The following is a 23,580-nucleotide window of genomic DNA, read 5'->3' as shown; positions in this document are numbered from 1 at the left end:
ATTATTATTTTATGATCAAACCCTGATACGCATTGTGCAATCTCTATTTTATGGCGACGATTATTGATCAAACCTGCGCTTCATTAACTACACTATCTAATGACTCACAAAGAATGCAAGGAGCAAATCATGGCGACTATTTTATGTTATGGCGATTCTCTCACTTGGGGACGTATTCCTAATGGAGGACGCTACCCTAAACATTTGCGCTGGCCTGCCCTCTTAAACGGGTTATTAGGCAGTCAGCATCAAGTCATTAATTTCGGTTTACCGGGACGAACCACTCTCTGGAATGACCCCTTCTTAGAAGGCAGAAATGGCTTAGCGTACCTCCAAGCGGCATTAGAAACCTTTGGTCCTGTCGATATTTTAATCTTAATGTTGGGAACCAATGATCTGAAGCGGCACTTTCATGTTGGCGCCTTCGAAGCAGCAAAAGGCGTCGAGAAACTGATCGAGAAGTCAAGAATGCCAGATTCTCACGATTTTCCTCACCCAAGCCTTGTAGTGATCGCTCCGCCAAATATTTTATCCCCAACGGGCGTTATGGCGGAGAGTTTTGACGGAGCCGTTGAAAAGTCACAACATTTTCATCAACACTACCAAGATATTGCCGTTCATAACCATTGCATTTTCCTTAATGCGGCTGGCGTTTTACAGCCCAGTGAGGCTGATGGCGTGCATTTAGACACAAAAGCAAATGAACAACTCGCCCAAGCGGTTTATATGCTTATAAAAGATACAATAAAGAGCTAATTTATTGTTTTTAAATGCTTTTTTATAAAATCAAGTTAATTTCAATGAAAGATGGAAATATAATCAGTCATTAAATATTAGATTTTTAAGATGTATTCTCTTCCCATAATCTTGCTTATAGCCCTTGACAAAACAGGCAATAACTTGCAACCGAGAAGGAAAGAATGAAAATCGTATGATATATGCACGATTCTTTACAAATACTCGCTTTTTAATGAAATAATCCATCGTCTAAATTTTCTTGCACAAACTTATCCACAGGAGATTTAGGCGAATCGTCCTTATCCAAATATCAATAAAAATGCCAGTAAATCGTGCAAAAACACTAAAAAACACCCTTCTGTATGCCTGATATTCGTATTTTTTGTACCTCGTAATCAACGAGTAAATCCGTATGATCTAGTAATAACGAACCAAGACAAAAGGAAAAAACAATGAAAGTCAGTTTCATCGGACTAGGTACTATGGGCTACCCAATGGCAGGACACGTTAGCAAAGCGGGGCACACTGTTGTTGTTTATAATCGTTCATCTGAAAAAGCCCAAAAGTGGTGCGAAGAACACACAGGCACGTTCGCCAATACGCCAGCATTAGCCGCTCAAAACAGCGACGTTGTTTTAACCTGTGTGGGTAACGATGACGATTTACGCGCGGTGTATTTAGGGCCTGATGGTGCTTTTCAAAACGCCAAAGTAGGCACTTTATTTATCGACCACACAACCGCTTCGGCAGAGGTCGCCAAAGAGCTTCATCATGCCGCTCAAGAACGTGGCTTCTTCTTTATGGACGCACCAGTTTCGGGCGGTCAAGCCGGTGCCGTGAACGGTGTGCTTACGGTGATGATTGGCGGCGAAAAAAACGATTTAGATAAAGCCCAGCCTGTACTCGATTGTTATGCAAAAGCCAGCACATTAATGGGGCCAGTCGGCAATGGCCAAATTGCAAAAATGGTCAACCAGATTCTTATCGGTGGCGTGTTATCCGGTTTGTCAGAGGGCATTCGTTTTGCTCAAAAAGCCGGCCTGGACGTCGCTACGTTAGTCGATACCCTAAAACATGGCGCTGCGGGTTCTTGGCAATTAGAGAATCGCGGTGAAACCATGTCAAAAGATGAGTTTGATTTTGGCTTCGCCATCGAGTGGATGCATAAAGACTTAGGTCTTTGTTTGGCTCACGCTGAAAAAATGGGGTTAGCGCTGCCCCTTACTCAAGCCGTCGATCAAGATTATCAAGATCTCATGGCAGAAGGCCGAGGTCGCCAAGACACGTCTGTATTGGTAAAAGCGTTCGATAAAAAATCCTAAGCATACCTAACATCACGCGCTTTGGTATCGGTTAACCTCCGAAGCGCGTTCTTTATATTACTTCCTTGTTTTATCACTTCTTTATTCTCTTTATCGCGGCCTTATAATGGGCTGTATCGGAATTTTATAGTCAAAATAGCGTGTTATTTTTAACCCATTAAAAAAAACGCCCTCTTTTTTTCCACATTTCTTACAATCCAGCTTTATAGCCAAAACCTTTGTTTTCAAGGCTCTCCGGCTCTTATCGTTAGTTGGTATTCATTCCACGCATAGGCTATATCGTTATTTCGATTGGTCATTTAGATAGGCTTGAGTAATCTTCAAAGACGCTGTTTTTGGTGGATCTTCCACCAACTATGGCTAAAGGGGGCTCAAGGATGAGGCAGAACAACCCCATTTGAACTAGGAGTTTGGATGGGGTTTGTTTCTCATATTAAATAAAGAAGGCTCTTTACCCGCCAAAAAAATCACAAAAGTAACGAACACCTTAATTCGACTTCCCACGTGTTTAACACGAAATATAATTACGTTAATGGAGAGTTTCAATGAAAAAAGGGCTAGCAAAACTTACGCTTGCACTCATGGCGGCTGGAGCAATTGGCACTTCTGCTCACGCTGCATCCACACTGGTTTATTGTTCAGAAGGTAGCCCTGAAGGCTTTAACCCTGCGTTTTACACGTCTGGAACGACTTTTGATGCAACATCCAAAAACATGTTCAACCGTTTGGTTGAGTTCAAACTGGGCACAACAGAAACAGAGGCAGGCTTAGCAACAAGCTATGACGTCTCTAGCGACGGTCTTGAATACACTTTCCATTTACGTAAAGGCGTGAAGTTCCATTCTACGAAAGACTTCAAACCGACACGTGATTTTAACGCTGACGATGTCATTTTCACGTTTGATCGTCAGGGTAACAAAAACAACCCTTACCACACTGTATCTGGTGGCTCTTACGAGTACTTCACCGGTATGGGCATGGATACTTTGATCAAAGAGATGGTGAGAGTCGACGACTACACGGTCAAATTTGTATTGAATCAACCAGAAGCACCTTTTGTTGCTAACTTGGCAATGGACTTTGCGTCGATCTTTTCAAAAGAACAAGCCGATGTTCTGATGAAAGCGGGTACGCCTGAAAAATTGGATCTTGATCCAGTTGGCACCGGTCCTTTCCAAAAAGTTCAGTATCAAAAAGATTCTTTGATCCGCTACACAGCGTTTAAAGACTACTGGAAAGGCAAAGCGAAAATCGACCGTCTTGTTTTCTCTATCACTCCAGACGCTTCTGTTCGTTATGCGAAATTGAAAGCAGGCGAATGTGATGTGATGCCTTACCCGAATCCAGCTGACCTTAAACAGATGGAATCTGATCCAAGCATCAACTTAATGAGCCAAGAAGGTTTGAACGTAGGTTATTTAGCGTTTAACACTCAGAAAAAACCTTTTACTGATATTCGTGTTCGCCAAGCTCTAAACTATGCAACAAATAAGAACGCGATTATTGATGCGGTTTTCCAAGGCGCAGGTAAAGCGGCTAAGAACCCAATTCCGCCAACCATGTGGTCTTATAACAAGAAAGTTGTGGATTACCCATACGATCCAGTGAAAGCGAAAAAACTATTAGCTGAAGCAGGCTACCCAGATGGTTTCTCAACCAATATTTGGGCAATGCCAGTACAACGTCCATACAACCCAAATGCCCGTCGTATGGCTGAAATCATGCAAGAAGACTGGTCTAAAGTGGGCGTGAAAGCCGAAATTATTTCTTACGAATGGGGTGAATACCTAAACCGTTCTAAGAAAGGTGAGCACGATACGGTATTGCTAGGTTGGACTGGTGATAATGGTGACCCAGATAACTTCCTATACGTATTGCTAGGTTGTGACGGCGTTGGCGGATCTAACCGTGCACAGTGGTGTAACGAAGAATTCAACAACCTGTTGCTGAAAGCAAAACAAACACCAAACAAAGCTGAGCGTACGACACTGTACGAAGAATCTCAGGTTGTCTTCAAACGTGAAGCGCCTTGGGTAACGATTGCTCACTCTGTTGTGTACGAGCCAATTCGTAAAGAAGTGAAAGGCTACAAAATCGATCCACTTGGTGGTCACTACTTCTACAACGTAAGCAAATAATAGACGTTTAGAAATAAGTCCTTCGGACTACAAAACACCTACTCGCTGGGACGCGAGTAGGTGTTTTGTTGACCGAGCACCTTGCTCGATCACATAACATCGCAAGAGAGCCCGTCCTTTATGTTCCAATTTATTTTTCGTCGCTTAAGCCTCGTTCTTCCAACTTTCATCGGAATAACCTTGCTGACTTTTACCCTTATTCGCTTAATTCCCGGAGACCCCATCGAAGTGATGGCCGGAGAACGCGGTGTGAGCGCAGAGCGCCATGCCGAACTTAGTGCCCAATTAGGCTTTGATCAGCCGTTGTATGTTCAATACTTTCATTACGTAACCGGTGTTTTACAAGGTGACTTAGGCAACTCTCTAATCACCCGAGAACCCGTGATGAAAGAGTTCCTCACTCTATTTCCCGCCACCATAGAATTGGCAACTTGTGCCGCTATCTTTGCTATTTTTATTGGTTTACCCGCCGGTATTTTTGCGGCGGTTAAACGCGGAACCATTATTGATCACTCGGTGATGACCTTTTCTCTCACTGGATACTCGATGCCCATATTCTGGTGGGCACTGTTATTAATGCTGGTGTTTTCCGTCAACCTAGGTTGGACGCCCGTCTCCGGGCGGATCGACGTTACCTATTGGATTGAGGATGTCACCGGCTTTATGCTGATTGACTCATTATTATCTGATGAAGCTGGCGCGTTTACTTCGGCTGTTTCACATCTCATTTTGCCCAGTATCGTCCTCGGCACGATTCCTATGGCTGTAATCGCTCGTATGACGCGTTCTTCTATGTTGGAAGTGCTAAGCGAAGACTACATTCGAACGGCTCGTGCGAAAGGCATTGCCCCTTGGCGAGTCATCGTGATTCATGCGCTGCGCAACGCCTTGATTCCTGTCATTACCGTGATCGGTTTGCAGGTCGGCATTTTGCTGTCTGGGGCGATTTTGACCGAAACCGTGTTCGCTTGGCCGGGCATTGGTAAATGGTTAATCGAATCGATCGGACGTCGTGATTACCCCGTTGTACAAGGCGGTATTTTGATTGTCGCTTGTATCATCATTGTCGTGAATCTCTTAGTAGATATTACTTACGGCATTGTAAATCCACGTATTCGACACAGCCGATAAGGAGACGTTATGACAACTTCTATAAAAACGTCAACGGACAGCGGCGTCGTCACTGCGCCAGTGCCCATGACGCCATTTCAAGAGTTCTGGCATTATTTTCGCACCAACAAAGGCGCAGTCGCAGGCCTTATTGTTATCGCATTGATTTTCTTCATGGCCATTTTTGCCAACTTTGTGGCACCACATTCACCATCCGATCAGTACCGCGATGCGCTTTTGTTACCACCAGCGTGGTTAGAAGGCGGAAACTGGTCTTTTGTATTGGGAACCGATGACGTAGGTCGCGATATTTTATCGCGTTTGATCTATGGTTCTCGTCTTTCCATTGCTGTTGGCATCGTGGCCGTTACCGCGTCTTTGGTAATAGGAATTTTACTTGGTCTTGTGGCTGGGTATTTCAAAGGCATGATCGACACTGCAATTATGCGCATCGTCGACATCATGTTGGCGATGCCAAGCTTGCTTTTGGCCATTGCCATTGTGGCGATTTTAGGGCCAAGCATCGTCAACGCTGCGCTCGCCATTTCCATTGTCTCGCTGCCGCATTATGTGCGTTTGACTCGTGCTGCCACTATGTCGGAAATGTCTCGTGATTACGTGACATCGTCTCGCGTGATCGGCGCCAGTCCATTGCGTTTGATGTTTGTTTGTATTTTACCAAACTGTTTAGCGCCACTTATCGTGCAAGCCACTCTTGGCTTTTCTAGTGCGATTCTTGATATGGCGGCGTTGGGCTTTCTGGGTCTTGGCGCGCAGCCACCCACCCCAGAGTGGGGATCTATGTTGGCCAATGCGTTGCAGTTCGTACAGCGCGCGTGGTGGGTAGTTACTTTCCCCGGTTTGATGATTTTGATCACCGTATTGGCGTTTAACCTCATGGGCGATGGCTTACGTGATGCCCTTGATCCCAAGTTGAAACAGTAAGAGAGGTTTTTATGTCACTGTTACAGTTGGAAAATTTAAGCGTTACCTTCGGCAATTTTCGCGCCGTGGATAACATCAGTTACAAGGTCGAAGAAGGGGAAGTTCTCGGCATCGTTGGGGAATCGGGCTCAGGCAAAAGTGTGAGTTCTTTGTCTATCATGGGCTTAATCGATTTTCCCGGTAAAGTCAGCGCCGATCAACTGACCTTTGAGGGTCAAGACCTTCAAGCCATGCCAGAAAAGCAACGTCGTAAGCTCACCGGCTCTGACATTGCGATGATCTTCCAAGATCCGATGACCAGCCTTAACCCTTGTTTTACCGTGGGTTATCAGATTATTGAAGCCTTGAAAACCCATCAAGGCGGTAGCAAAAAAGAACTGAAAGCGCGCGCCATAGAACTATTAATTCAAGTGGGGATCCCAGCGCCAGAGTCACGTTTAGACAACTACCCACATCAGCTCTCAGGCGGTATGAGCCAACGAGTGATGATTGCCATGGCCATTGGCTGTAATCCACGTCTATTGATCGCTGACGAGCCGACAACGGCGCTTGACGTAACCATTCAAGCGCAGATCATCGACTTGTTGATTGATTTACAACGTCAAAAGCAAATGGGTTTGGTGTTAATTACTCACGATTTGGCCTTAGTCGCCGAAGTCGCTCATCGCGTGATTGTTATGTACGCTGGTCAAATCGTTGAATCTGGCCCTGCGTCAGAAGTATTCAGCACACCAAAGCACCCATACACGCAAGCCTTACTTGCATCGCTACCAGAATCGGCAGCGGGTAAAGCACGACTTGAAGCCTTACCAGGCGTGGTGCCGGGTCAATACGATCGTCCTTTGGGTTGTTTGTTAAGCCCTCGCTGCCCTTACGCGACAGACCATTGCCGCAAGGTTGAACCTGCGAACCAAGGCGACCTTGATCGCCAAGTGAAGTGCCACACGCCATTGGACAGTGAAGGGAGACCATCCACATGAACCAACCCGACAATTCATTCGACAATACATTAGATAAGCAATTAATTTTAAAAGCGGAAAACCTAAAGCAGCATTATCAGGTAAAACAAGGCCTCTTCAAGCCAAACGCAGTAGTGAAAGCCGTCGATGGTATTAGTTTCAATCTTGAAAAAGGCAAAACCCTTGCAGTAGTAGGCGAATCTGGCTGTGGTAAATCCACCCTTGGTCGCATGCTCACCATGATTGAAACACCGACTAGTGGTAGCTTGGCTCACCTAGGTGAAGACTTACTAACTTTGAGCGCAGACGCTCAAGCGAAGTTACGTCAGAAGATCCAAATCATCTTCCAAAACCCTTATGGCTCATTGAATCCACGTAAGAAAATCGGCTCTATTTTAGAAGAACCTTTGGTAATCAATACCACGCTTTCTAAAGCTGAACGCAAAAAGAAAGCTCTCGCTATCATGGCGAAAGTGGGTCTAAAGACAGAACATTACGACCGCTACCCGCATATGTTCTCTGGTGGACAACGTCAGCGTATTGCCATCGCTCGCGGCCTTATGCTCGACCCAAACGTCATCGTCGCAGACGAACCTGTGTCAGCGCTTGACGTATCGGTTCAAGCGCAAGTATTGAACTTAATGATGGATCTGCAGGAAGAGTTTGGTTTGAGCTATGTGTTCATCTCCCACGACTTGTCTGTGGTGGAACACATCGCCGATGACGTGATGGTAATGTATCTAGGAAAAGTGGTTGAACAAGGTTCGTGTGCACAACTGTTCGAGAACCCAAAACACCCTTATACCTTGGCATTGTTGTCTAGCACGCCGCAGCTTTCGCCAGAAAAACGCCGTACCCGTATCAAGCTGGAAGGCGAATTGCCTTCGCCGCTGAATCCGCCATCTGGCTGTGCTTTTCACGGACGTTGCAGTTATGCAAACGACCGCTGCAGCAGTGAAACACCAGTATTGAGATTAGACAGCGATGAAAGTCAAGAACAAGGCCACTTGATTGCCTGCCATGCGGTAGAAGAAAATCGTATTGAAAGCTTAGTGGAAGGCGCTGCTTAACCAACAGCGGCACGAAAAGGACATTCACTCCCAGTGAATTTTTAACGCCCGAAAGGGCGTTTTTTTATGGCTAAATTATATGTATGCCTTATTGCCAATACAAAGACATCATAAATTTATATTGTTTACTATACCAATAATTGATATCTACAGCACTAAATTGGATGACTAAGTCCCCACCCCAAGCATTACACTTTATACTCTGAGAAAAGCCATTCAACGCTTTGCTCAGATTGCTAACTTATAAAAATAATGAATGCATTGGTGTCAGTATGAAGTTTGATTTTTCTATCTACGACCTTCAGGTCGCAGAAGCTTCTTCGCAAACGCTCACGAAAGTGTTACTGGACAAGGGATTTGGAGAGTATCGTTTCATTCAGAGTACGCCTCTGAAGCAGCTTGCAAAGTTAAGATTTAAAGAATTCGGACCGCTTTCTATTTTGGAATACGAAGCAGGCGCCGTCACCACGATTCGCGCGTCTAAAGGCACGAATGCCTACTACCTACACATCATTCTCGCAGGTCAGAGTATCGGTAAATCCAATAACGAAGAACGCACATTAAAAACAGGCGACTCCATTTTAGTGATGCCCGGCACTCGATTTGAATCACATAACACCAAAGACTGTCGGAAACTCATCGTCAAAATACCAACCGACTTTTTGCACCAAACCGCACGAAAATTTGGCTATATTTCGACCAAAGAACCGATTCAATTCGAGCATAAAACAAACGTATTCCCAATGACGGGGCCGTTGTTTAATTTACTAAATGACATGTTACAGCAGGATAAAAGCACACTGTATGATCGAGCCTTGGTCTATTACTGCAGGCTGTTCAATAGTGCCATTTTGACTATGTTCAACAACAATTTTAACCAGTCTTCTCTTGCGGCTTTGTCGGTGCATCGCCATATAGGACGCTTGCGGAATTATGTACTGGATAATATTACCGCCGACATCACGATCGATGAATTAGCCAATGTATGCCAAATAAGCCGCAAGTCTCTGTATAACCTTTTTGAAAAAGAAGCAGGCCTAACGCCTTCTGTTTATGTGCGCCGCCTCAAATTGGAAAGCGCCTATTCCGAATTAAAGAACAACGAACACATTAGAAACGTGACGCAAGTGGCATTAAAATATGGCTTTACTAACTTGGGAAGATTCTCGGCTCAATACCGTGAACAAATTGGGGAGCTGCCTTCGCAAACGCTGCGGGATTTTGCACCTTAATTCGGTTCTAAAAAGAACAAACTGGGCAAAAGGGTAAAGCCCAGTGTGTTCTTGTCAGTGCTCTTTATTAAAACTTGTACATCGCCATGACTTCAACTTGCTGTCCAGCAGGACGCGTTGCTATATTGCCGCTCGGTGCACCATTACTGGCTGCACTTTGATCTCGTAGCTCTAGACCAAACTCAAGCCCAGGAACATAGGCGTAAATCATGTTTGCGGTTGTGATTTTAAGCGTGTCATCCGCAAGGCTTGAGGCATCGGTCGTGACCTGACCATAACGCAGGTTCACTCGCAGTTTGTCGCTTACCTTATGACCAATGCCCGCAGAAAACCCACTCACCGTTAATAGATCGCCATTACCGTCTAATTCCGAAGATCCGGCGGTTCCAGCTGCGCCGTTGTAGCCCCAGCCTGCGTATATTGCTGCACCTTTACCGGAAAATCCGCTTAACGATACGCTTGTATCACCAAACTTCAGCTTAGTCGCTAAGGACAACGTCGTCCCAAATTTAGACTCACTGTCTGTCGTCACGGAAGGCGTTGTGTCGACATCACGACCAGTGGCAGTGACGTTAAACGCATGACCTTCTGCCGTTCGATGTGTATAACCCGCGACTAGATCAGGGGTGCTTGCATTGCTATAAACTGGATCTTGCATCGTTAAGCGCATGCCGTCTTTTGCATAATGCACAACAAGATCTGGCCTTACTACCGCACCGTTTCCTGAGACAGTACCAATACCTGTTCCGTAGAAATTAATCATTTCTGTATCAAAAGGTGCATTGGCAAAAAACTGCCCTGTCCATGTTTGACCGATGGTTAAGTTATCGACCGTAATCGTGGCGTGACGCAAACGAAACACAGAAGAAGTACCTCTAAAGTCACCTTCTATAAACCCTTTTAGACTGTGGTCACCTTCTGTGCGGCTGGTTGTGAAGTTCAAACGAGACTGACTGGCACTTCCTTCAAAAGTGCTGCTTCCTTCATCCGGGTTATTAAAAACGCCTTCGGACTTAAGATAGCCTCCTACGCTAAATTGAGTGCCATTAAAATCACCTAATTCTAGAGCAAACCCTTGAGAGGAAAGGCTTGCAACGATAACGGCTTGCGCAATTTTATTTTTCATTAGCATCTTGATACCACTCTGTTTTTATCATTTATATTTATTATGAGAAGCCAATATCGCAAAGAGCCGTTCAATGAAATAGCCACATAGTGCAATCTTTGTCCATTGAGTGAAAAGAGTATAAAAAAAGAGAGGGCTTGAAGAAAAGCAAACGCAAACGCAGAGAGGACAGGGAAGGCAGTGGAAATAAGCAAAAAACCACGAGCGGTTTTTTGCTTTTAAAAACGCTTATTTAAGCTCGGAACTGTTTTTGCAACCCCATCAAGAAATTACGCAAAATTTGGTCTTTGCATTCGCAGTAATGACGGTTGTCTGGCTTGCGGAAAAAAGAGCTCAGTTCATGCTTGCTAAGGTTAAATTCTGCCAGTTGCATGATGTCTAAAATTTCTTCTGCTTGCAGGTTCAAAGCGATACGCAGTTTCATGAAAATAGTATTGTTGGTTAGACGCTTTTCAGGTTCAGGTTGTGGTCCTTCACGTTTACCACGCTTAGTGTTAATAAAGCCATTTAGAAACGTCGCCATCTCTAAGTCGATCATATCAACAAAGCCTGCGTCGTCGTCTTTCTTCAACCAGCTAACCACTTGTTCTTGTGTGGCAACACCATCGGCAGAGGCAAAAATGTCTACAATGGACAGTTCTTTAAGATCAAAAGTGTAGCGAAGACGGCGCAAGATATCGTTATTGTTCACAGTAAATTCCTAGTGTTAGGGTGTCAGCGCCATCAACATAATGGGCTGTGAGATTCATACCTGTCACTTTAACAGAGTTGAGAAAAGCGCCCTATTCATTATTTGAAAAAACCACCGTATTTTGAGCTACCATTAGTCCAGAATAAATAGTCCACAATAAAAAATACAGCCTAACGTCCACAAATAAAGGAATAGCTCATGGTAAGTACAGAGTTTTTAATCACTTCTCTTATTCTAGTTCTGATCCCTGGCACTGGCGTGATTTACACCCTCTCAACAGGGCTTTTTCAGGGAGTGCGAGCCTCGTTTGCGGCGGCTTTTGGCTGTACTTTAGGCATTGTGCCTTCCATGTTAGCAAGCATTTTTGGCTTAGCCGTAATTCTTAATACCAGCGCGTTGGCGTTTCAGGTCGTGAAGTTTGCTGGCGTAGCTTATCTGCTCTATCTAGCGTGGTGTATGTGGACTGAAACAGACGGCTTAACATTAGGAAATAAAGAAGCGCAAAACATCAATCTATTTCAAGTCGCGCTGAAAGGCTGTTTGATCAATGTATTAAACCCAAAACTTACTCTCTTTTTCTTAGCGTTTTTACCTCAGTTTATTGTGACCAATATTGGCTCTACTGTTGGCCAAATGCTGCTACTTGGCGGTATTTTTATGGGGATGACTCTCGTGGTTTTTATTCTCTACGGGGTACTTGCTAGCAAAGCGCGCCAGTACTTAATCGGCTCCTCTAACGTGGCAAAATATCTACAACGAGCCTTTGCCGCGAGTTTCGCTTTATTGGCCGCTAAATTGGTCTTTACTGAACGTTAACCATCTAAATAGCCACTAGTTTTCTCATCTCTATCCTATTTAGTGAGCAAGAATGTGTCGGTTTTGATATTGGTGTTGAGTTCCTATAAACGTTACCCTTATCACTCATTAAATAAGGAAGCCTTATGAAATTCCAATCCATTCTCTGTACCTCTCTCATGTTATGCAGTGTATCTATCTACGCAACCGAGCTCACTCACTGGCCCGAAAGCGTTGCTGAAGAACTCAATACAATGATCGAGAAAAATGCGAATACTGGTGCTTATGCTGTATTCGATATGGATAACACTAGCTACCAGTACGATATAGAAGAATCTCTATTACCCTATTTGGAAATGAAAGGTTTGTTAACCCGAGAATCGATGGACGCATCGTTAAAGTTGATTCCATTCAAAGACACCGCTGATTACAAAGAAAGCCTAAACAGCTATTACTATCGTCTCTGTGAGATTGATAATTTAGTCTGCTACCCGTGGGTCGCTCAAATCTTCGCTGGATTCACCTTAAAAGAACTCAAAGGTTATGTAGATGAAGTGATGGCTTACAATAAACCCGTTCCAATCACCTATTACGATGGTGACAAGGTCGTAAAAAGCAGCGTAAATACACCTAAAGTCTTTACCGGTATGACGGAGCTTTATAGCCGCCTTCAAGAAAATGGCATTGAAGTTTATGTGATGACGGCGGCGAGCGAAGAAATCGTACGGATGATCGCCAGCGACCCTCAATACGGCTATAACGTAAAACCAGAAAATGTTATTGGTGTAAACATGCTGTTAAAAGACATGAAAACAGGCGATTTAACCACGTCAAGACTGCAAATCAAGAAGGGGACGTATGATCAAGAAAAGAACCTTGATTTACAACTAACCTCCTTCTTGATGAACCCTATGACATGGTACGAAGGCAAACTTGGTTCGATTCTTGGGTGGATTGATCAGTGGAAAAAACCAGTATTAGTGGCGGGAGATTCTCCTCTTTCCGATGGTTACATGTTGTTCAACGGTACAGATACCGATAAAGGCGGCATGCGTATTTGGGTCAACCGCAAAGCGAAATACATGAAGCAGATGGAAGCGTGGTGGGATGATGCCGCTAAGCAGCAATCCGCTCTAGGTCAGCCAGTTACAGCAGATAAAAACTGGTTAGTCGTGACGCCAGATCAGTTACATTAAAATATACAGCAATAGATAAACAAAAAACGCGCACTCTGTGAAGATTGCGCGTTTTTTTGTTAAGTCAGAAGCTTAGGTCCTAGCGTTTTTTTGGTTGTCGGCCTTGATAAATCGCGTAGCCTTTGTCTCGGAAAAGACGAGTATGAGAACCCAACGCGGCGTCTAACATCGGCGGATAGCGTAAGAAGTCATTCGCCACAACAAACAATTCACCGTTCAATGTTAAGTGCTGTTTGATCGTCATGAAAAAGCTTTCCGCAATGCTGTAGTCGGTATTTACACCCTTGTGAAAAGGCGGATTTGAGACGACATAATTGAAGCGGCCTTTTACTTCTGACAAACCATTCGAAGCAACCAAGGTAACCGCATCACTTAGTTGGTTTGCCGCAAAAGTTAATTCCGTTGCCTTTAACGCCAATGCGCTGTCATCCAGTGCGGTAATGTGTGCGCCTGTTTTATTGTGTAGCCAAAGAGAAAGAATACCGTCGCCACAACCAAAGTCGAGTATGCGAGCGTTGGCTACGTCACTAATAAAGCGATGCTGGTTCAGTTGGTTCAAGAAAAGCTCAGTGCCTTTGTCTAATTTACCGTGACCAAACACGCCCGGCAAACTGCATAGCGTCACACTTTGTCCTGCCACGTCTTGTTTCCACGTCACAATCCAGTCTTCGAACACAAAAGGTTTAGCAGGACGTCGCTTGAAGCCGCTGTAAAGTAAACAGTGCTTAGCGCCATCATGCTTACCTACTTCGTCCAAACCGACTTCTAGACGCTTCATAGAAGATTTTACGCCGCTTTTATTGTCTCCCACTAACCATACTCGACCGCCTTCTTTTAAAAGAGGCAATACTGCGGCTAGTAAGTAGTCTAATAATTCTTTGGCTTTTGACTGATAAATCACAATGTGATCAAAGTCACCGCCATTGTCGACAGACCATTGTGCGGACAACGACAGTTTCTCTTCCGCAAAACCGACTCGCGACAAAGCATCATAAATGGTTTTTGATTGGCACCAAGCATACACATCGGCTTGTTTGCTTAAATTCAGAGGATAAATGTCTTCTGGATTGGCAAATAAAATTTTGCCAGACAGTTCGTCTTCGTTGCGTGCCAGTAATTGGCTCGTCGAGTTAAGATTCATAAGTTACGGATAGCTCTTTAATAGTAAGGGTGGTTACAGGCGCTAATAATATATTCAAACGTTCTGTAGCAAGGTCTGGTTGCACTCTAGGATAACGGGGTGCTTTTCGGTCATTCAGCAGAGGCGATGTCCAGCCTTTGGTTAACGTCAGAAAATCTTGTGTGAACGCATCGCCATATTCTAAGCAGCCAGACAAAATAACATCAAGATAGCTCAACGCAATGGGGCAATGATGATGAGGCTCAACCACATCCCTAGTATGATAAACCCAATACGTGCCTTCTGGTAAAGGATCATCTTGATACGCTATTAACTGTTCAGCTTTAAGCATGACTCGCTGATAGCCTTTTTCTCGTTCATCAAACAAAGGAAATTGATCGTATGGTACTTCGACTAATACGCCATTGCAGGCTTTTTCCGGTGCTTCAATAACCGCAACCGAGCTCATACCATAATCGACTGACATCACCGACCAATGGCGTTCAAAACCCTGCAATTTAACTGGCCAAACATTCCCCGTTTCACCCGTCATTGCACGACTTTCGCCATTGATTAGGCTTCCATAGCCCAAAATAAAGTGTCGATCTAATGAGCTCATGCCAGCCTCCAGACAAAACCAAGATAATAGATAAGTGCGCATGATAACGTGTGCCTCTAGACAGTACTAGCTTATGTCTACATTGATCGACAAAGACACAAAAAATGCCTTAAAGCTTAAAGCGTTTCCCATGAGAGCGAACAACAACCTCGTAACAATTTGTCATCTGGTTTTGCTCAATGAAGCAGGTTATTGTTAAACCATCGTCGGTAAAAATACAGGGAGAATGATATGAACAAGCCTATTTTGCTGATCACTGGCGGAGGGAGAGGCATTGGGGCTGCAACCGCTAAGTTGGCAGCCCAACAAGGTTATCGAGTCATTATTAATTATAGAAAGAGCGCAACGTCGGCAGAGCAAGTCGTCGCCGATATTCTCGCCTTTGGCGGCTTAGCGCATTGCATTCAAGCCGACATAAGTGATGCGGAACAAGTCACCGAGTTATTCGATCACATTCATACTCATTGGGGCCCCATCAGCGCTCTCGTGAACAACGCGGGTATTTTAGAAACTCAAATGTCGTTTTCTCAAACGGATCTGAGCCGCTGGAAACGAATTTTTGAAACCAATGTCTTCGGGACGATGCTGTGCAGCCAAGCGGCCTTTAAGCACATGGCAATCAGCCAAAACGGCTCGGGCGGCAGCATTGTTAACGTTTCATCTCTTGCTTCTGTATACGGTTCTCCAAATGAGTATGTGGATTATGCCGCAAGCAAAGGGGCGGTAGACTCTTTCTCTAAAGGTTTTGCATTGGAGGTCGCAAATGATGGCATTCGCGTAAACGTCGTTCGACCCGGTTTGATTTACACCGATATGCACGCCGACGGCGGCGAAGCAGGACGCGTTGATCGCATCGGCCCCAATCTACCATTACAACGGGGTGGGCAACCAGAAGAAGTCGCTGAAGCAATCCTCTGGTTACTCAGCGACAAGGCCAGCTACACCACGGGTGGTTTTATTGACGTGGGTGGCGGTCGCTAACCTAACAAGGCCTCACCTTATTTGGTGACAACGCATTGGAAAGAACTCGCTTTAAGAAGATCGCCTTTTTTATACTTGGCGTAAGATGGGTAAGGACACAAAGGGCGTGTCATACCAGCCATGCGAGCGGTAATTTCTGGATTTTCAGAGCGAGTGGTCGCCATCACTTCCTGAGGAGTTTTTTTCCTTTCTACCCATGAAACTAATGGCTGAAGCATATCGAATTGATCCGCCGACGGCCCGCCCTGACCATGAGGCATACCGGGAACTCGATACAAGCGCACAAACTCAGGGGCTCGACCTTCTAAAGCGAAATTCAAGAAATCATACCAGCGCATGGTGTCTTTCACTGAAAAAACCGGATCGCTGTTACCGTGGAAAATCATCATTTTTCCGCCCAACCGTTTGAACTCAGTTAGTGTTGGTTTTACGGCATCAGGCGGGGTCATGATCGACATCGCCGATTCTTTAAATTGATTATTCGTCCCATAAATTTTGGGCGCATCTTTGTCAAAATCAAACGCCAATAAATACTTTTCAAGCGAATACACGTCGCCAACGACATTAGTAAAAGGCGTGGTGAATATGTGTGCTAGAGAAGCGGCGCCCATCACGACGCCAATTGGCTTATTGCTCCAAGCGGATATCGTGCTTTCTACTTTCCACATGCGCCAATTTTTAGAACGAATACCCGCGTCGTAGTCCCAACTGGTGTACAACGCTTGGTTTTTTGAGTTGTGTGGTCCTTTGTGCATGCGAATCAAAGCGGCGACTTTATTGAGTGATAAACAGTCTCGATCAAAATTACTGGTGCAAACCAAGGCTTTTGGCTGAAAGACATTTTGACAAGCTTCTGTAGCAAAAATCATATCGTCATTGATGCCATCTAGTGCGTCACATTGATCAAGAATGTTTTTCGCAAATACATCTAAGTCTCGCGTGGTTAACGCTTGACTAATATCGTCGCTGACTCGATGTAAAGCCTGAATATCCCAAGCATGTTGCAGCGCGGCCTTGGGTAAATTAAAACCAGGATACCCGACCAATAGGCCATCAAACATATCAGGGAAACGAGACGCAGCGACCATCGCTATACGGCCACCATTGGACTGACCGATGCCGTAAGAGTATTTGATCGGAGCTTGGTAGTAGCTTTCAACCAAAGAACGAGCGACGGGATTTAATTTTTGAACAGCGCCGTAACCGTAATCACGACGTGCTTCTGGGTCATGACCAAACACGGCACCGCCAGCAAGGCCAGCTTCAGGGTTAGCCCTAGCGTCGTGCCCACCATTACTAGAAACAACTGCAAAGCCTTGGTTAATCGCATATTGTGAACCGAGAAGCCCCGTAACAGACCCTAATGCTGGCTTCACTTCGCCATCATTTCCGCCATTAAACTGATAAGCAAAACGGCCTTGCCAAAAATTGGGCAGTCGCAACTCAAATTGTATGGAATATAATTTACTATCAACCCCTATTCGTTGAGCCATAATTCCTGTGACCAAACAATAAGGGCTTCTTACCTCTTTATCTGGCCTCTGCATGACGGCCGTAATCTGAACGTTTTCTGGCGCTTTGGTTAATAACGCTTTGCAATGCACCGCATCGGCATACGCTGCGTTAGAAGCGAGCAAGCAGAGCATTATTACCGGCGCCAATAAAGTTAAAAGCGTTTTCATTCACATCATCCTTTTTGATTGTGGACGTCAAACCAACGTTCTATTTCAAACGATAACGACTATAGGATAAAACGTTATTTTTAAAAATGAGATTCAACGAGCAAGCATTCAAAATAACGAATAATTGACAAAATAGGAAGTTAACAAGGCGGGGGGAAATTAGTGGAAATAAAAAACGAGCCAAGAAGCTCGTTTTTGTGTGTGGCTTAATGTGCTGCAAACACCAGTAAATTCGGTGACACTTCGTTAAAATCTAGCGCCATCGTCACGCTAAGTGCCGTGACAGTAATGATAGAAAAGAAAAACACTTGTCGTGCCCAACCATTTACATCAATACCTGGACGATACCCTCGTAACGCCATGGCAAGCCACCAAAGGCTGGTTGCCAAAGCAACGACCATAAAGCCAATTCCAACATAACCCGTCAGCGGTAAAAGCGCTGCTACTATCGCAAAGAGGGCAATGTGAAAAATGATATGTCGTTTAGCTTTCGCTATACCTTGAGAAACAGGCAATACAGGAATGCCCGCCGCTTCGTAATCTTTGTAGCGAAAAATAGCGATAGCGTAAGAATGTGGCATTTGCCAAATGCAAAACATTGCCAGCAATATCGCAGCACCAGCATCAAACTGACCCGCTGCGGCACAATAACCTACAACAGGAGGCACAGCGCCAGATAAGCTACCAACAAAAGTCCCATAAACGGACTTGCGCTTAAAGTAAAGTGTGTAAAAACCAACATAAACCACATAACCGAATACCGCAAAAGCGACGGCGACCCAATTAGTGAAAAATGCGAGTAAACCAAAACCAACAATACCTAATACAACACCATGGAAAAAAGCGGCTTTGCCTGACATTTCTCCGTTTACCGTCACACGGTTACGTGTACGCTGCATTTTGGCATCAATATCTCTATCGACAAAGTTGTTAATGACACAGCCAGAAGCAACCACCAACGACAAGCCAATCACAGTCGCTAGCATAAGAATCCAGTCAATCTCGCCACGAGAGGCTAGAAAAAAGCCCCCCGCAACAGAGATGAGGTTGCCCATAATGATGCCTGGTTTAGTTACCTGAAGATAACGCTTAAACATCATTATAAGCTCCCATCGGACGCGCATTATTTAAAATGAAAGAAGTCCGCATATTCATCAAATAATTCTGCTTACATCATCATTGCGTTGGAGGCGTAGATAATCCATACGGATAACGCGACAACCATCACAATAATCACTGCAGAAAAAATGAATGAATAAGTATCCAGCTTGCCTTGGTCAGAGAAGTTCAAGTGAAGGAAATACTTCAAGTGAACAAAAATCTGCACAACTGCTAATAACACAATAGTGATATATGTTGGACCTTTATCAAACGCTTCCGTCATTACCATCCAGAATGGAATGCCTGTTAAAATAACAGACAATACAAAACCGGTTAGGTAGGACTTAACGCTACCGTGTAAATTTGCTTCAGAAGAATGATCGCTCATTAGATCGCCCCCATCAGATAAACAACGGTGAAAACACAAATCCAGACAACATCCAAAAAGTGCCAGAATAAACTTAGGCAACTAAGGCGAGTCAAAGCACGCCCAGTAAGACCCGTTTTCATGACTTCAATCATCATGATAAACATCCAAATCAAACCAGCGGTTACGTGTAAGCCATGAGTACCCACTAGGGTAAAGAAAGCTGACAAGAACGCACTTTCTTGCGGACCGTTACCGTTAACGATTAGGTGATGGAATTCATAGATTTCCATCGCAATGAACACAGCGCCCAATAAAAACGTAACAGCCAACCAAGATAGGGTGCCTTTTTTGTTTTTACTGTGCGCGCAGATCATTGCAAAACCGTAAGTGATACTTGAAACAAGTAGCGCGGCGGTTTCAACCAATACGAAGTCTAATTCAAAAATCTCTTTACCAGACACACCACCAGCTGTGTTCATAAAGAGCACAGCGTAGGTAGCGAAGACGGATGCGAATAACAAGCAATCCGTCATTAGGTAAATCCAGAACCCAAATACCGTATTTCCACCAGTATCGTGGTGCTCGTCGTGATGCGCATCAGCTTCGTGAGCGTCGTGCGTATTCATATGTGTAGTACTCATGATTACCCCTTAGCCACGTTATCTAGGTGCTCATTTTCGATCCGAGCGATTTCATCAGGCTGAACATAGTAATCAACATCTGTTGTGTAGGCACGAGCAATAAAGGTCACGATAGAACCTACTAAGCCAACAATTGCCAACCACCAAATATGCCAAATCATTGCAAAACCAAACGCCGTAATAAGAGCACCAATGATAATCCCAGCCTTAGTGTTTTTAGGCATGTGGATTGGAGCATAGGTTTCTTTACGAACATAAGCTTGGCCTTTCTCTTTCATATCAGTGAAAGCGTCGATGTCAGACACGACAGGCACTTCTGCAAAATTATAGTACTGCGGTGGAGAAGATGTAGACCATTCAAGAGTGTGGCCATTCCATGGGTCACCAGTAGTGTCCATGTTTTGCGCACGATCTCGGAAGCTGACATACAATTGTAGTAACTGACAAATAATGCCGGCCAAAATAACAAATGCGCCAACCAATGCAATATATAACCAGATGTTCCAATCAGGATTATCCGTGTGATTTAGGCGGCGTGTCATACCCAAGAAGCCCAACACGTACAATGGCATAAAGGCTAAGAAGAAACCGACTAACCAACACCAGAACGCCGCTTTACCCAACTTAACGTTAAGGTGAAAGCCCATCGCTTTAGGGAACCAGAAAGCAAAACCAGCAAGATAACCAAATACCGCACCACCAATGATGGTGTTATGGAAATGGGCAATCAAGAACAAGCTGTTATGCAATACATAGTCAGCACCTGGTACAGCAAGTAGAACACCTGTCATACCACCGATAGTGAACGTCACCATAAAACCAAGCGTCCATAGCACCGGAACCGTCACACGAAGGCGACCACGGTACATAGTGAACAACCAGTTAAACAGTTTCACACCCGTTGGTACCGCGATGATCATCGTCATTACGCCAAAGAAAGCGTTAACATTTGCGCTGGAACCCATGGTAAAGAAGTGATGCAACCATACGATAAAGCCAAGAATGGAAATCGACGCCGTTGCCCAAACCATGGATTTGTAACCGAACAAACGTTTACCAGTAAAGGTAGAAACGATCTCAGAGAAGATACCAAATGCTGGAAGTACAAGAATGTACACCTCAGGGTGACCCCATGCCCAGAACAAGTTGATATACATCATTGAGTTACCGCCACCATCATTCGTGAAGAAGTGGAAGTCTAGGTAACGGTCAAGTGTCAACATGGCCAATACAGCTGTCAAAATTGGGAACGATGCTGCGATCAAAATATTGGCCCAAGTACAGGTCCAAGTAAAGATCGGCATGTCCATCAATTTCATACCAGGTGCACGCATTTTGAAAACAGTAGCCAAGAAGTTAACTGCTGTTAATGTCGTACCGATACCGGATATCTGCAGTGCCCAGATGTAATAATCGACCCCGACACTTGGACTATACTGCAAACCAGACAGCGGCGGATAAGCCACCCAACCTGTTTTAGCAAATTCGCCAAGTCCCAAAGAGATGTTAATCAAGATCGCTCCAGACACCGCTAGCCAGAAGCTAAGGTTGTTTAGGAACGGGAAGGCAACATCACGAGCACCAATCTGTAGTGGCACAACAATGTTCATTAGACCAATCATAAATGGCATAGCCATAAAGATGATCATAATAACACCGTGAGCTGTAAAGACTTGGTCGTAATGATCCGGAGGTAAATAGCCAGGGTCACCGTTCGTTGCTAGCGCAAGCTGCAAACGCATCATAATGGCATCCGCAAAACCACGGATTAGCATTACTAACGCTAGAACGATATACATGATACCCAGTTTTTTATGGTCAACAGATGTCAACCAATCACTCCAGAGTACGCCGAGTAATTTGTGCTTGATAAGTAGGAAAGCGAGTACACAACCCACGATCGCAACGACACACAATGTGCCAATAACGATCGGGTCGTACGGAAGAGCGTCCCACGATAGTTTGCCTAAGAGTGCAGACATTATTTTTCAACCTCCGTATGCATATCATGCGATGAGTCTTGAGACTCGTCATGATTCATATCACTATGATTCATTTCACCATGACTTGAATCGTCGTGAATCATTTTAGGTTCAAAAGAAGTTCCTTTCAGCAATTCAACTTGACCATGATCTTTCATAAACTTCGTAACGTTGTCCATGAAAATGCTTGGTTCAATTGAGTTGTAATACTGAACTGGAGTTGGTTCATGATGATGTGCATCTAGATCAAATTCAGCAAGCTTCTCGTAGGACGTTTGATCCAATATGCCATTGTTGATGACATCATGAGTTCCAGCCTTAACACCTTCAACCCAAGCATCAAAATCAGCTTCTGTTGGAGTAGCGATCGCATCGAACTTCATACCAGTAAATCCGGCACCGCTATAGTTTGCGGAAATACCGTCAAATGTACCTGGTTCATTAGCAATCAAATGAAGCTTAGTCACCATGCCTGCCATCGAGTAAATTTGACTACCCAGCTGCGGAATGAAGAAAGAGTTCATCGTGCCTTCAGATGAAATTTGGAAAGCAACAGGAACGTTTGCTGGGAATCTAAGCTCGTTCACAGAAGCAATACCAAGGTCCGGATAGATAAACAACCACTTCCAGTTCATCGAAACGACCTGAACATTGATGTGATCTTTATCCGATTTCAAAGGTTTATAAGGATCCAATGCATGGGTAGATTTCCATGTAATCACGCCAAGAATAATGACGATGACAATTGGAATAGCCCAAACAATAGTTTCAATTTTTGTGGAGTGCGACCATTTTGGTTCGTAGATTTCGTCACGACCTTCACGATATTTCCAAGCGAAATAAAGTGTCATGAAGATGACAGGAATCACAACAAGAAGCATCAACAAAGTAGCAACAATAATAAGTTGCTTTTCTTCAATACCAACTTGCCCTTTAGGATCGAGCACACCACCCTGACAACCGGCGAGCAAGCCCACCATTACCGCCAAAGCGACTTTACTTAGGATACGAGTTAACAAGAGAATCATCCTCTAACCCCGAGGTTCACAAAACTGCCACTTGACCATCAAGCAACAGAACGAAAATCCGGCAATGCCGGGTATTTCAGTAAAGATCACCACACTGAAAACAGCACAAAGACCATTACCTAGTTAAGAGTATTAACGCAGCAATAGTTTTTTTGGATCACCTAAATCTGAAAAAGGGAGCTCTACATCTCTTCGTGTATCGTGCCTCAGCACGATAGGAATACCCATAAGGGGCACCAACACGAGTTAAAAAGAAGGCCATTTTTTGGCGAGCAGGGTTGATATTTATCATAAGGGACAAATAACTAACCAATAACAGGGTGATTAATGCGAGACCAGAAAGTAGCCCCGAATTAAGAATAGGTTCGACAGATGAAGAGAATAATGTAGTAAATACAAAGAAGCACAAAAACAAGCAAGATACGGTAATAAATGGGCGCATAGAAGCCGCCAAAGCGCTGGATAACGAATGCACAGAAAAATGCAGAATGTCTTGAAAAATGTTCAATTTCTTCATCCAATCCATAAAAACTAAAATGAAAATGCTGTTTTTATTCGTGTCATACGATTTTAAGTGTGCGGAATATAGCAAAATTTAAACAACCGCACAAAGTCTAGTTTAGCCTTTGTTCCTGTTTGCTTCACGGTCTTTTCGTAAAAAATCACATTCTTGTCTTGAGTGAATCTCGACAGTTCAACCTGAAAACACTGAGGTTAGCACTCTTTCACTACAA

21 protein-coding genes are annotated in these 23,580 nt (G+C 44.3%); 11 read left to right on the top strand and 10 right to left on the bottom strand.

The genetic code is table 11. The features are described 5' to 3' along the window. The first annotated feature begins 129 nt into the window (after positions 1-129). From MP3633_RS00490 to MP3633_RS00455, 8 genes are all read left to right on the top strand, one after another. Positions 130-756, top strand: coding sequence for an SGNH/GDSL hydrolase family protein (locus MP3633_RS00490; RefSeq protein ID WP_112135851.1), 627 nt, complete (start codon positions 130-132; stop codon positions 754-756). A gap of 434 nt (positions 757-1,190) precedes the next feature. Next, entirely contained in the window at positions 1,191-2,060 is an 870-nt protein-coding gene (locus MP3633_RS00485; protein WP_176334023.1) for an NAD(P)-dependent oxidoreductase, read from the top strand. Positions 2,061-2,605: 545 nt separating this feature from the next. After that, positions 2,606-4,198 (top strand): ABC transporter substrate-binding protein, encoded by a 1,593-nt coding sequence (locus MP3633_RS00480; protein WP_112135854.1) that lies wholly within the window; start codon positions 2,606-2,608, stop codon positions 4,196-4,198. A 120-nt stretch (positions 4,199-4,318) separates the two neighbouring features. Next, the gene (locus tag MP3633_RS00475) at positions 4,319-5,329 is read left to right on the top strand and encodes an ABC transporter permease subunit (RefSeq protein WP_112135856.1); all 1,011 of its coding nucleotides are present in this window, start codon (positions 4,319-4,321) and stop codon (positions 5,327-5,329) included. Between the two features lie 9 nt (positions 5,330-5,338). Continuing rightward, the gene (gene dppC, locus MP3633_RS00470) at positions 5,339-6,253 is read left to right on the top strand and encodes a dipeptide ABC transporter permease DppC (protein WP_112135858.1); all 915 of its coding nucleotides are present in this window, start codon (positions 5,339-5,341) and stop codon (positions 6,251-6,253) included. An 11-nt stretch (positions 6,254-6,264) separates the two neighbouring features. Next, positions 6,265-7,233 (top strand): dipeptide ABC transporter ATP-binding protein, encoded by a 969-nt coding sequence (gene dppD, locus MP3633_RS00465; protein ID WP_112135860.1) that lies wholly within the window; start codon positions 6,265-6,267, stop codon positions 7,231-7,233. Next, complete coding sequence (locus MP3633_RS00460) at positions 7,230-8,282, top strand: peptide ABC transporter ATP-binding protein (protein WP_176334022.1); 1,053 nt, start codon at positions 7,230-7,232, stop codon at positions 8,280-8,282. The genes dppD and MP3633_RS00460 overlap by 4 nt, the downstream gene beginning before the upstream one ends. Before the next feature lie 272 nt (positions 8,283-8,554). Then, complete coding sequence (locus tag MP3633_RS00455) at positions 8,555-9,514, top strand: AraC family transcriptional regulator (RefSeq protein WP_176334021.1); 960 nt, start codon at positions 8,555-8,557, stop codon at positions 9,512-9,514. A gap of 67 nt (positions 9,515-9,581) precedes the next feature. Here MP3633_RS00455 and MP3633_RS00450 read toward each other — a convergent pair whose 3' ends face one another. After that, positions 9,582-10,640 (bottom strand): hypothetical protein, encoded by a 1,059-nt coding sequence (locus MP3633_RS00450; RefSeq protein ID WP_244959751.1) that lies wholly within the window; start codon positions 10,638-10,640, stop codon positions 9,582-9,584. Positions 10,641-10,872: 232 nt separating this feature from the next. After that, the gene (locus MP3633_RS00445) at positions 10,873-11,331 is read right to left on the bottom strand and encodes a YehS family protein (protein ID WP_176334019.1); all 459 of its coding nucleotides are present in this window, start codon (positions 11,329-11,331) and stop codon (positions 10,873-10,875) included. Between the two features lie 198 nt (positions 11,332-11,529). Here MP3633_RS00445 and MP3633_RS00440 point away from each other — a divergent pair, with 198 nt between their 5' ends. Both MP3633_RS00440 and MP3633_RS00435 read left to right on the top strand, forming a co-directional pair. Further along, positions 11,530-12,147 carry a LysE family translocator gene (locus tag MP3633_RS00440; protein WP_176334018.1) on the top strand — a complete coding sequence of 206 codons (618 nt, stop codon included), beginning with the start codon at positions 11,530-11,532 and terminating at the stop codon, positions 12,145-12,147. A 125-nt stretch (positions 12,148-12,272) separates the two neighbouring features. After that, positions 12,273-13,322 carry an HAD family hydrolase gene (locus MP3633_RS00435; RefSeq protein WP_176334017.1) on the top strand — a complete coding sequence of 350 codons (1,050 nt, stop codon included), beginning with the start codon at positions 12,273-12,275 and terminating at the stop codon, positions 13,320-13,322. A gap of 79 nt (positions 13,323-13,401) precedes the next feature. Here the strand turns inward: MP3633_RS00435 and MP3633_RS00430 are convergent, their stop codons facing one another. Then, positions 13,402-14,463 (bottom strand): class I SAM-dependent methyltransferase, encoded by a 1,062-nt coding sequence (locus tag MP3633_RS00430; protein WP_176334016.1) that lies wholly within the window; start codon positions 14,461-14,463, stop codon positions 13,402-13,404. Beyond that, positions 14,453-15,061, bottom strand: a complete 609-nt coding sequence (locus MP3633_RS00425; protein WP_112135884.1) for a gamma-glutamylcyclotransferase family protein — start codon at positions 15,059-15,061, stop codon at positions 14,453-14,455. Before MP3633_RS00425 ends, MP3633_RS00430 begins: the two co-directional genes overlap by 11 nt. Before the next feature lie 231 nt (positions 15,062-15,292). Here MP3633_RS00425 and MP3633_RS00420 point away from each other — a divergent pair, with 231 nt between their 5' ends. Next, the gene (locus MP3633_RS00420) at positions 15,293-16,042 is read left to right on the top strand and encodes an SDR family oxidoreductase (protein WP_176334015.1); all 750 of its coding nucleotides are present in this window, start codon (positions 15,293-15,295) and stop codon (positions 16,040-16,042) included. Between the two features lie 17 nt (positions 16,043-16,059). Here MP3633_RS00420 and MP3633_RS00415 read toward each other — a convergent pair whose 3' ends face one another. The 6 genes from MP3633_RS00415 to cyoA all read right to left on the bottom strand — a co-directional run bounded on the left by MP3633_RS00415 (position 16,060) and on the right by cyoA (position 22,846). Further along, on the bottom strand, positions 16,060-17,724 hold the full coding sequence (locus MP3633_RS00415) for a tannase/feruloyl esterase family alpha/beta hydrolase (RefSeq protein WP_176334014.1): 1,665 nt from the start codon (positions 17,722-17,724) through the stop codon (positions 16,060-16,062). A gap of 206 nt (positions 17,725-17,930) precedes the next feature. Beyond that, positions 17,931-18,821, bottom strand: a complete 891-nt coding sequence (gene cyoE / locus MP3633_RS00410; protein ID WP_176336676.1) for a heme o synthase — start codon at positions 18,819-18,821, stop codon at positions 17,931-17,933. Positions 18,822-18,892: 71 nt separating this feature from the next. Next, positions 18,893-19,213: a cytochrome o ubiquinol oxidase subunit IV gene (gene cyoD / locus MP3633_RS00405; protein WP_176334013.1), complete on the bottom strand. Its 321-nt coding sequence runs from the start codon at positions 19,211-19,213 to the stop codon at positions 18,893-18,895. Further along, positions 19,213-19,836, bottom strand: coding sequence for a cytochrome o ubiquinol oxidase subunit III (gene cyoC, locus MP3633_RS00400; protein ID WP_176334012.1), 624 nt, complete (start codon positions 19,834-19,836; stop codon positions 19,213-19,215). The genes cyoD and cyoC overlap by 1 nt, the downstream gene beginning before the upstream one ends. 2 nt (positions 19,837-19,838) lie before the next feature. Further along, on the bottom strand, positions 19,839-21,818 hold the full coding sequence (cyoB, locus tag MP3633_RS00395; RefSeq protein WP_176334011.1) for a cytochrome o ubiquinol oxidase subunit I: 1,980 nt from the start codon (positions 21,816-21,818) through the stop codon (positions 19,839-19,841). Further along, positions 21,818-22,846: a ubiquinol oxidase subunit II gene (gene cyoA, locus MP3633_RS00390; RefSeq protein WP_217909030.1), complete on the bottom strand. Its 1,029-nt coding sequence runs from the start codon at positions 22,844-22,846 to the stop codon at positions 21,818-21,820. The genes cyoB and cyoA overlap by 1 nt, the downstream gene beginning before the upstream one ends. Between the last annotated feature and the right edge of the window lie 734 nt (positions 22,847-23,580).

The organism is Marinomonas primoryensis (assembly GCF_013372285.1).
Classification (GTDB): domain Bacteria; phylum Pseudomonadota; class Gammaproteobacteria; order Pseudomonadales; family Marinomonadaceae; genus Marinomonas; species Marinomonas primoryensis.
This window is presented reverse-complemented; position numbering and strand designations above follow the sequence as displayed.

Excerpts from the sequence above, each read along its gene's own strand:
- MP3633_RS00490 (WP_112135851.1), top strand. The coding sequence starts at position 130 with ATGGCGACTATTTTATGTTATGGCGATTCTCTCACTTGGGGACGTATT.
- MP3633_RS00485 (WP_176334023.1), top strand. The coding sequence starts at position 1,191 with ATGAAAGTCAGTTTCATCGGACTAGGTACTATGGGCTACCCAATGGCA.
- MP3633_RS00480 (WP_112135854.1), top strand. The coding sequence starts at position 2,606 with ATGAAAAAAGGGCTAGCAAAACTTACGCTTGCACTCATGGCGGCTGGA.
- MP3633_RS00475 (WP_112135856.1), top strand. The coding sequence starts at position 4,319 with ATGTTCCAATTTATTTTTCGTCGCTTAAGCCTCGTTCTTCCAACTTTC.
- dppC (WP_112135858.1), top strand. The coding sequence starts at position 5,339 with ATGACAACTTCTATAAAAACGTCAACGGACAGCGGCGTCGTCACTGCG.
- dppD (WP_112135860.1), top strand. The coding sequence starts at position 6,265 with ATGTCACTGTTACAGTTGGAAAATTTAAGCGTTACCTTCGGCAATTTT.
- MP3633_RS00460 (WP_176334022.1), top strand. The coding sequence starts at position 7,230 with ATGAACCAACCCGACAATTCATTCGACAATACATTAGATAAGCAATTA.
- MP3633_RS00455 (WP_176334021.1), top strand. The coding sequence starts at position 8,555 with ATGAAGTTTGATTTTTCTATCTACGACCTTCAGGTCGCAGAAGCTTCT.
- MP3633_RS00450 (WP_244959751.1), bottom strand. The coding sequence starts at position 10,640 with ATGAAAAATAAAATTGCGCAAGCCGTTATCGTTGCAAGCCTTTCCTCT.
- MP3633_RS00440 (WP_176334018.1), top strand. The coding sequence starts at position 11,530 with ATGGTAAGTACAGAGTTTTTAATCACTTCTCTTATTCTAGTTCTGATC.
- MP3633_RS00435 (WP_176334017.1), top strand. The coding sequence starts at position 12,273 with ATGAAATTCCAATCCATTCTCTGTACCTCTCTCATGTTATGCAGTGTA.
- MP3633_RS00430 (WP_176334016.1), bottom strand. The coding sequence starts at position 14,463 with ATGAATCTTAACTCGACGAGCCAATTACTGGCACGCAACGAAGACGAA.
- MP3633_RS00425 (WP_112135884.1), bottom strand. The coding sequence starts at position 15,061 with ATGAGCTCATTAGATCGACACTTTATTTTGGGCTATGGAAGCCTAATC.
- MP3633_RS00420 (WP_176334015.1), top strand. The coding sequence starts at position 15,293 with ATGAACAAGCCTATTTTGCTGATCACTGGCGGAGGGAGAGGCATTGGG.
- MP3633_RS00415 (WP_176334014.1), bottom strand. The coding sequence starts at position 17,724 with ATGAAAACGCTTTTAACTTTATTGGCGCCGGTAATAATGCTCTGCTTG.
- cyoE (WP_176336676.1), bottom strand. The coding sequence starts at position 18,821 with ATGTTTAAGCGTTATCTTCAGGTAACTAAACCAGGCATCATTATGGGC.
- cyoD (WP_176334013.1), bottom strand. The coding sequence starts at position 19,213 with ATGAGCGATCATTCTTCTGAAGCAAATTTACACGGTAGCGTTAAGTCC.
- cyoC (WP_176334012.1), bottom strand. The coding sequence starts at position 19,836 with ATGAGTACTACACATATGAATACGCACGACGCTCACGAAGCTGATGCG.
- cyoB (WP_176334011.1), bottom strand. The coding sequence starts at position 21,818 with ATGTCTGCACTCTTAGGCAAACTATCGTGGGACGCTCTTCCGTACGAC.
- cyoA (WP_217909030.1), bottom strand. The coding sequence starts at position 22,846 with ATGATTCTCTTGTTAACTCGTATCCTAAGTAAAGTCGCTTTGGCGGTA.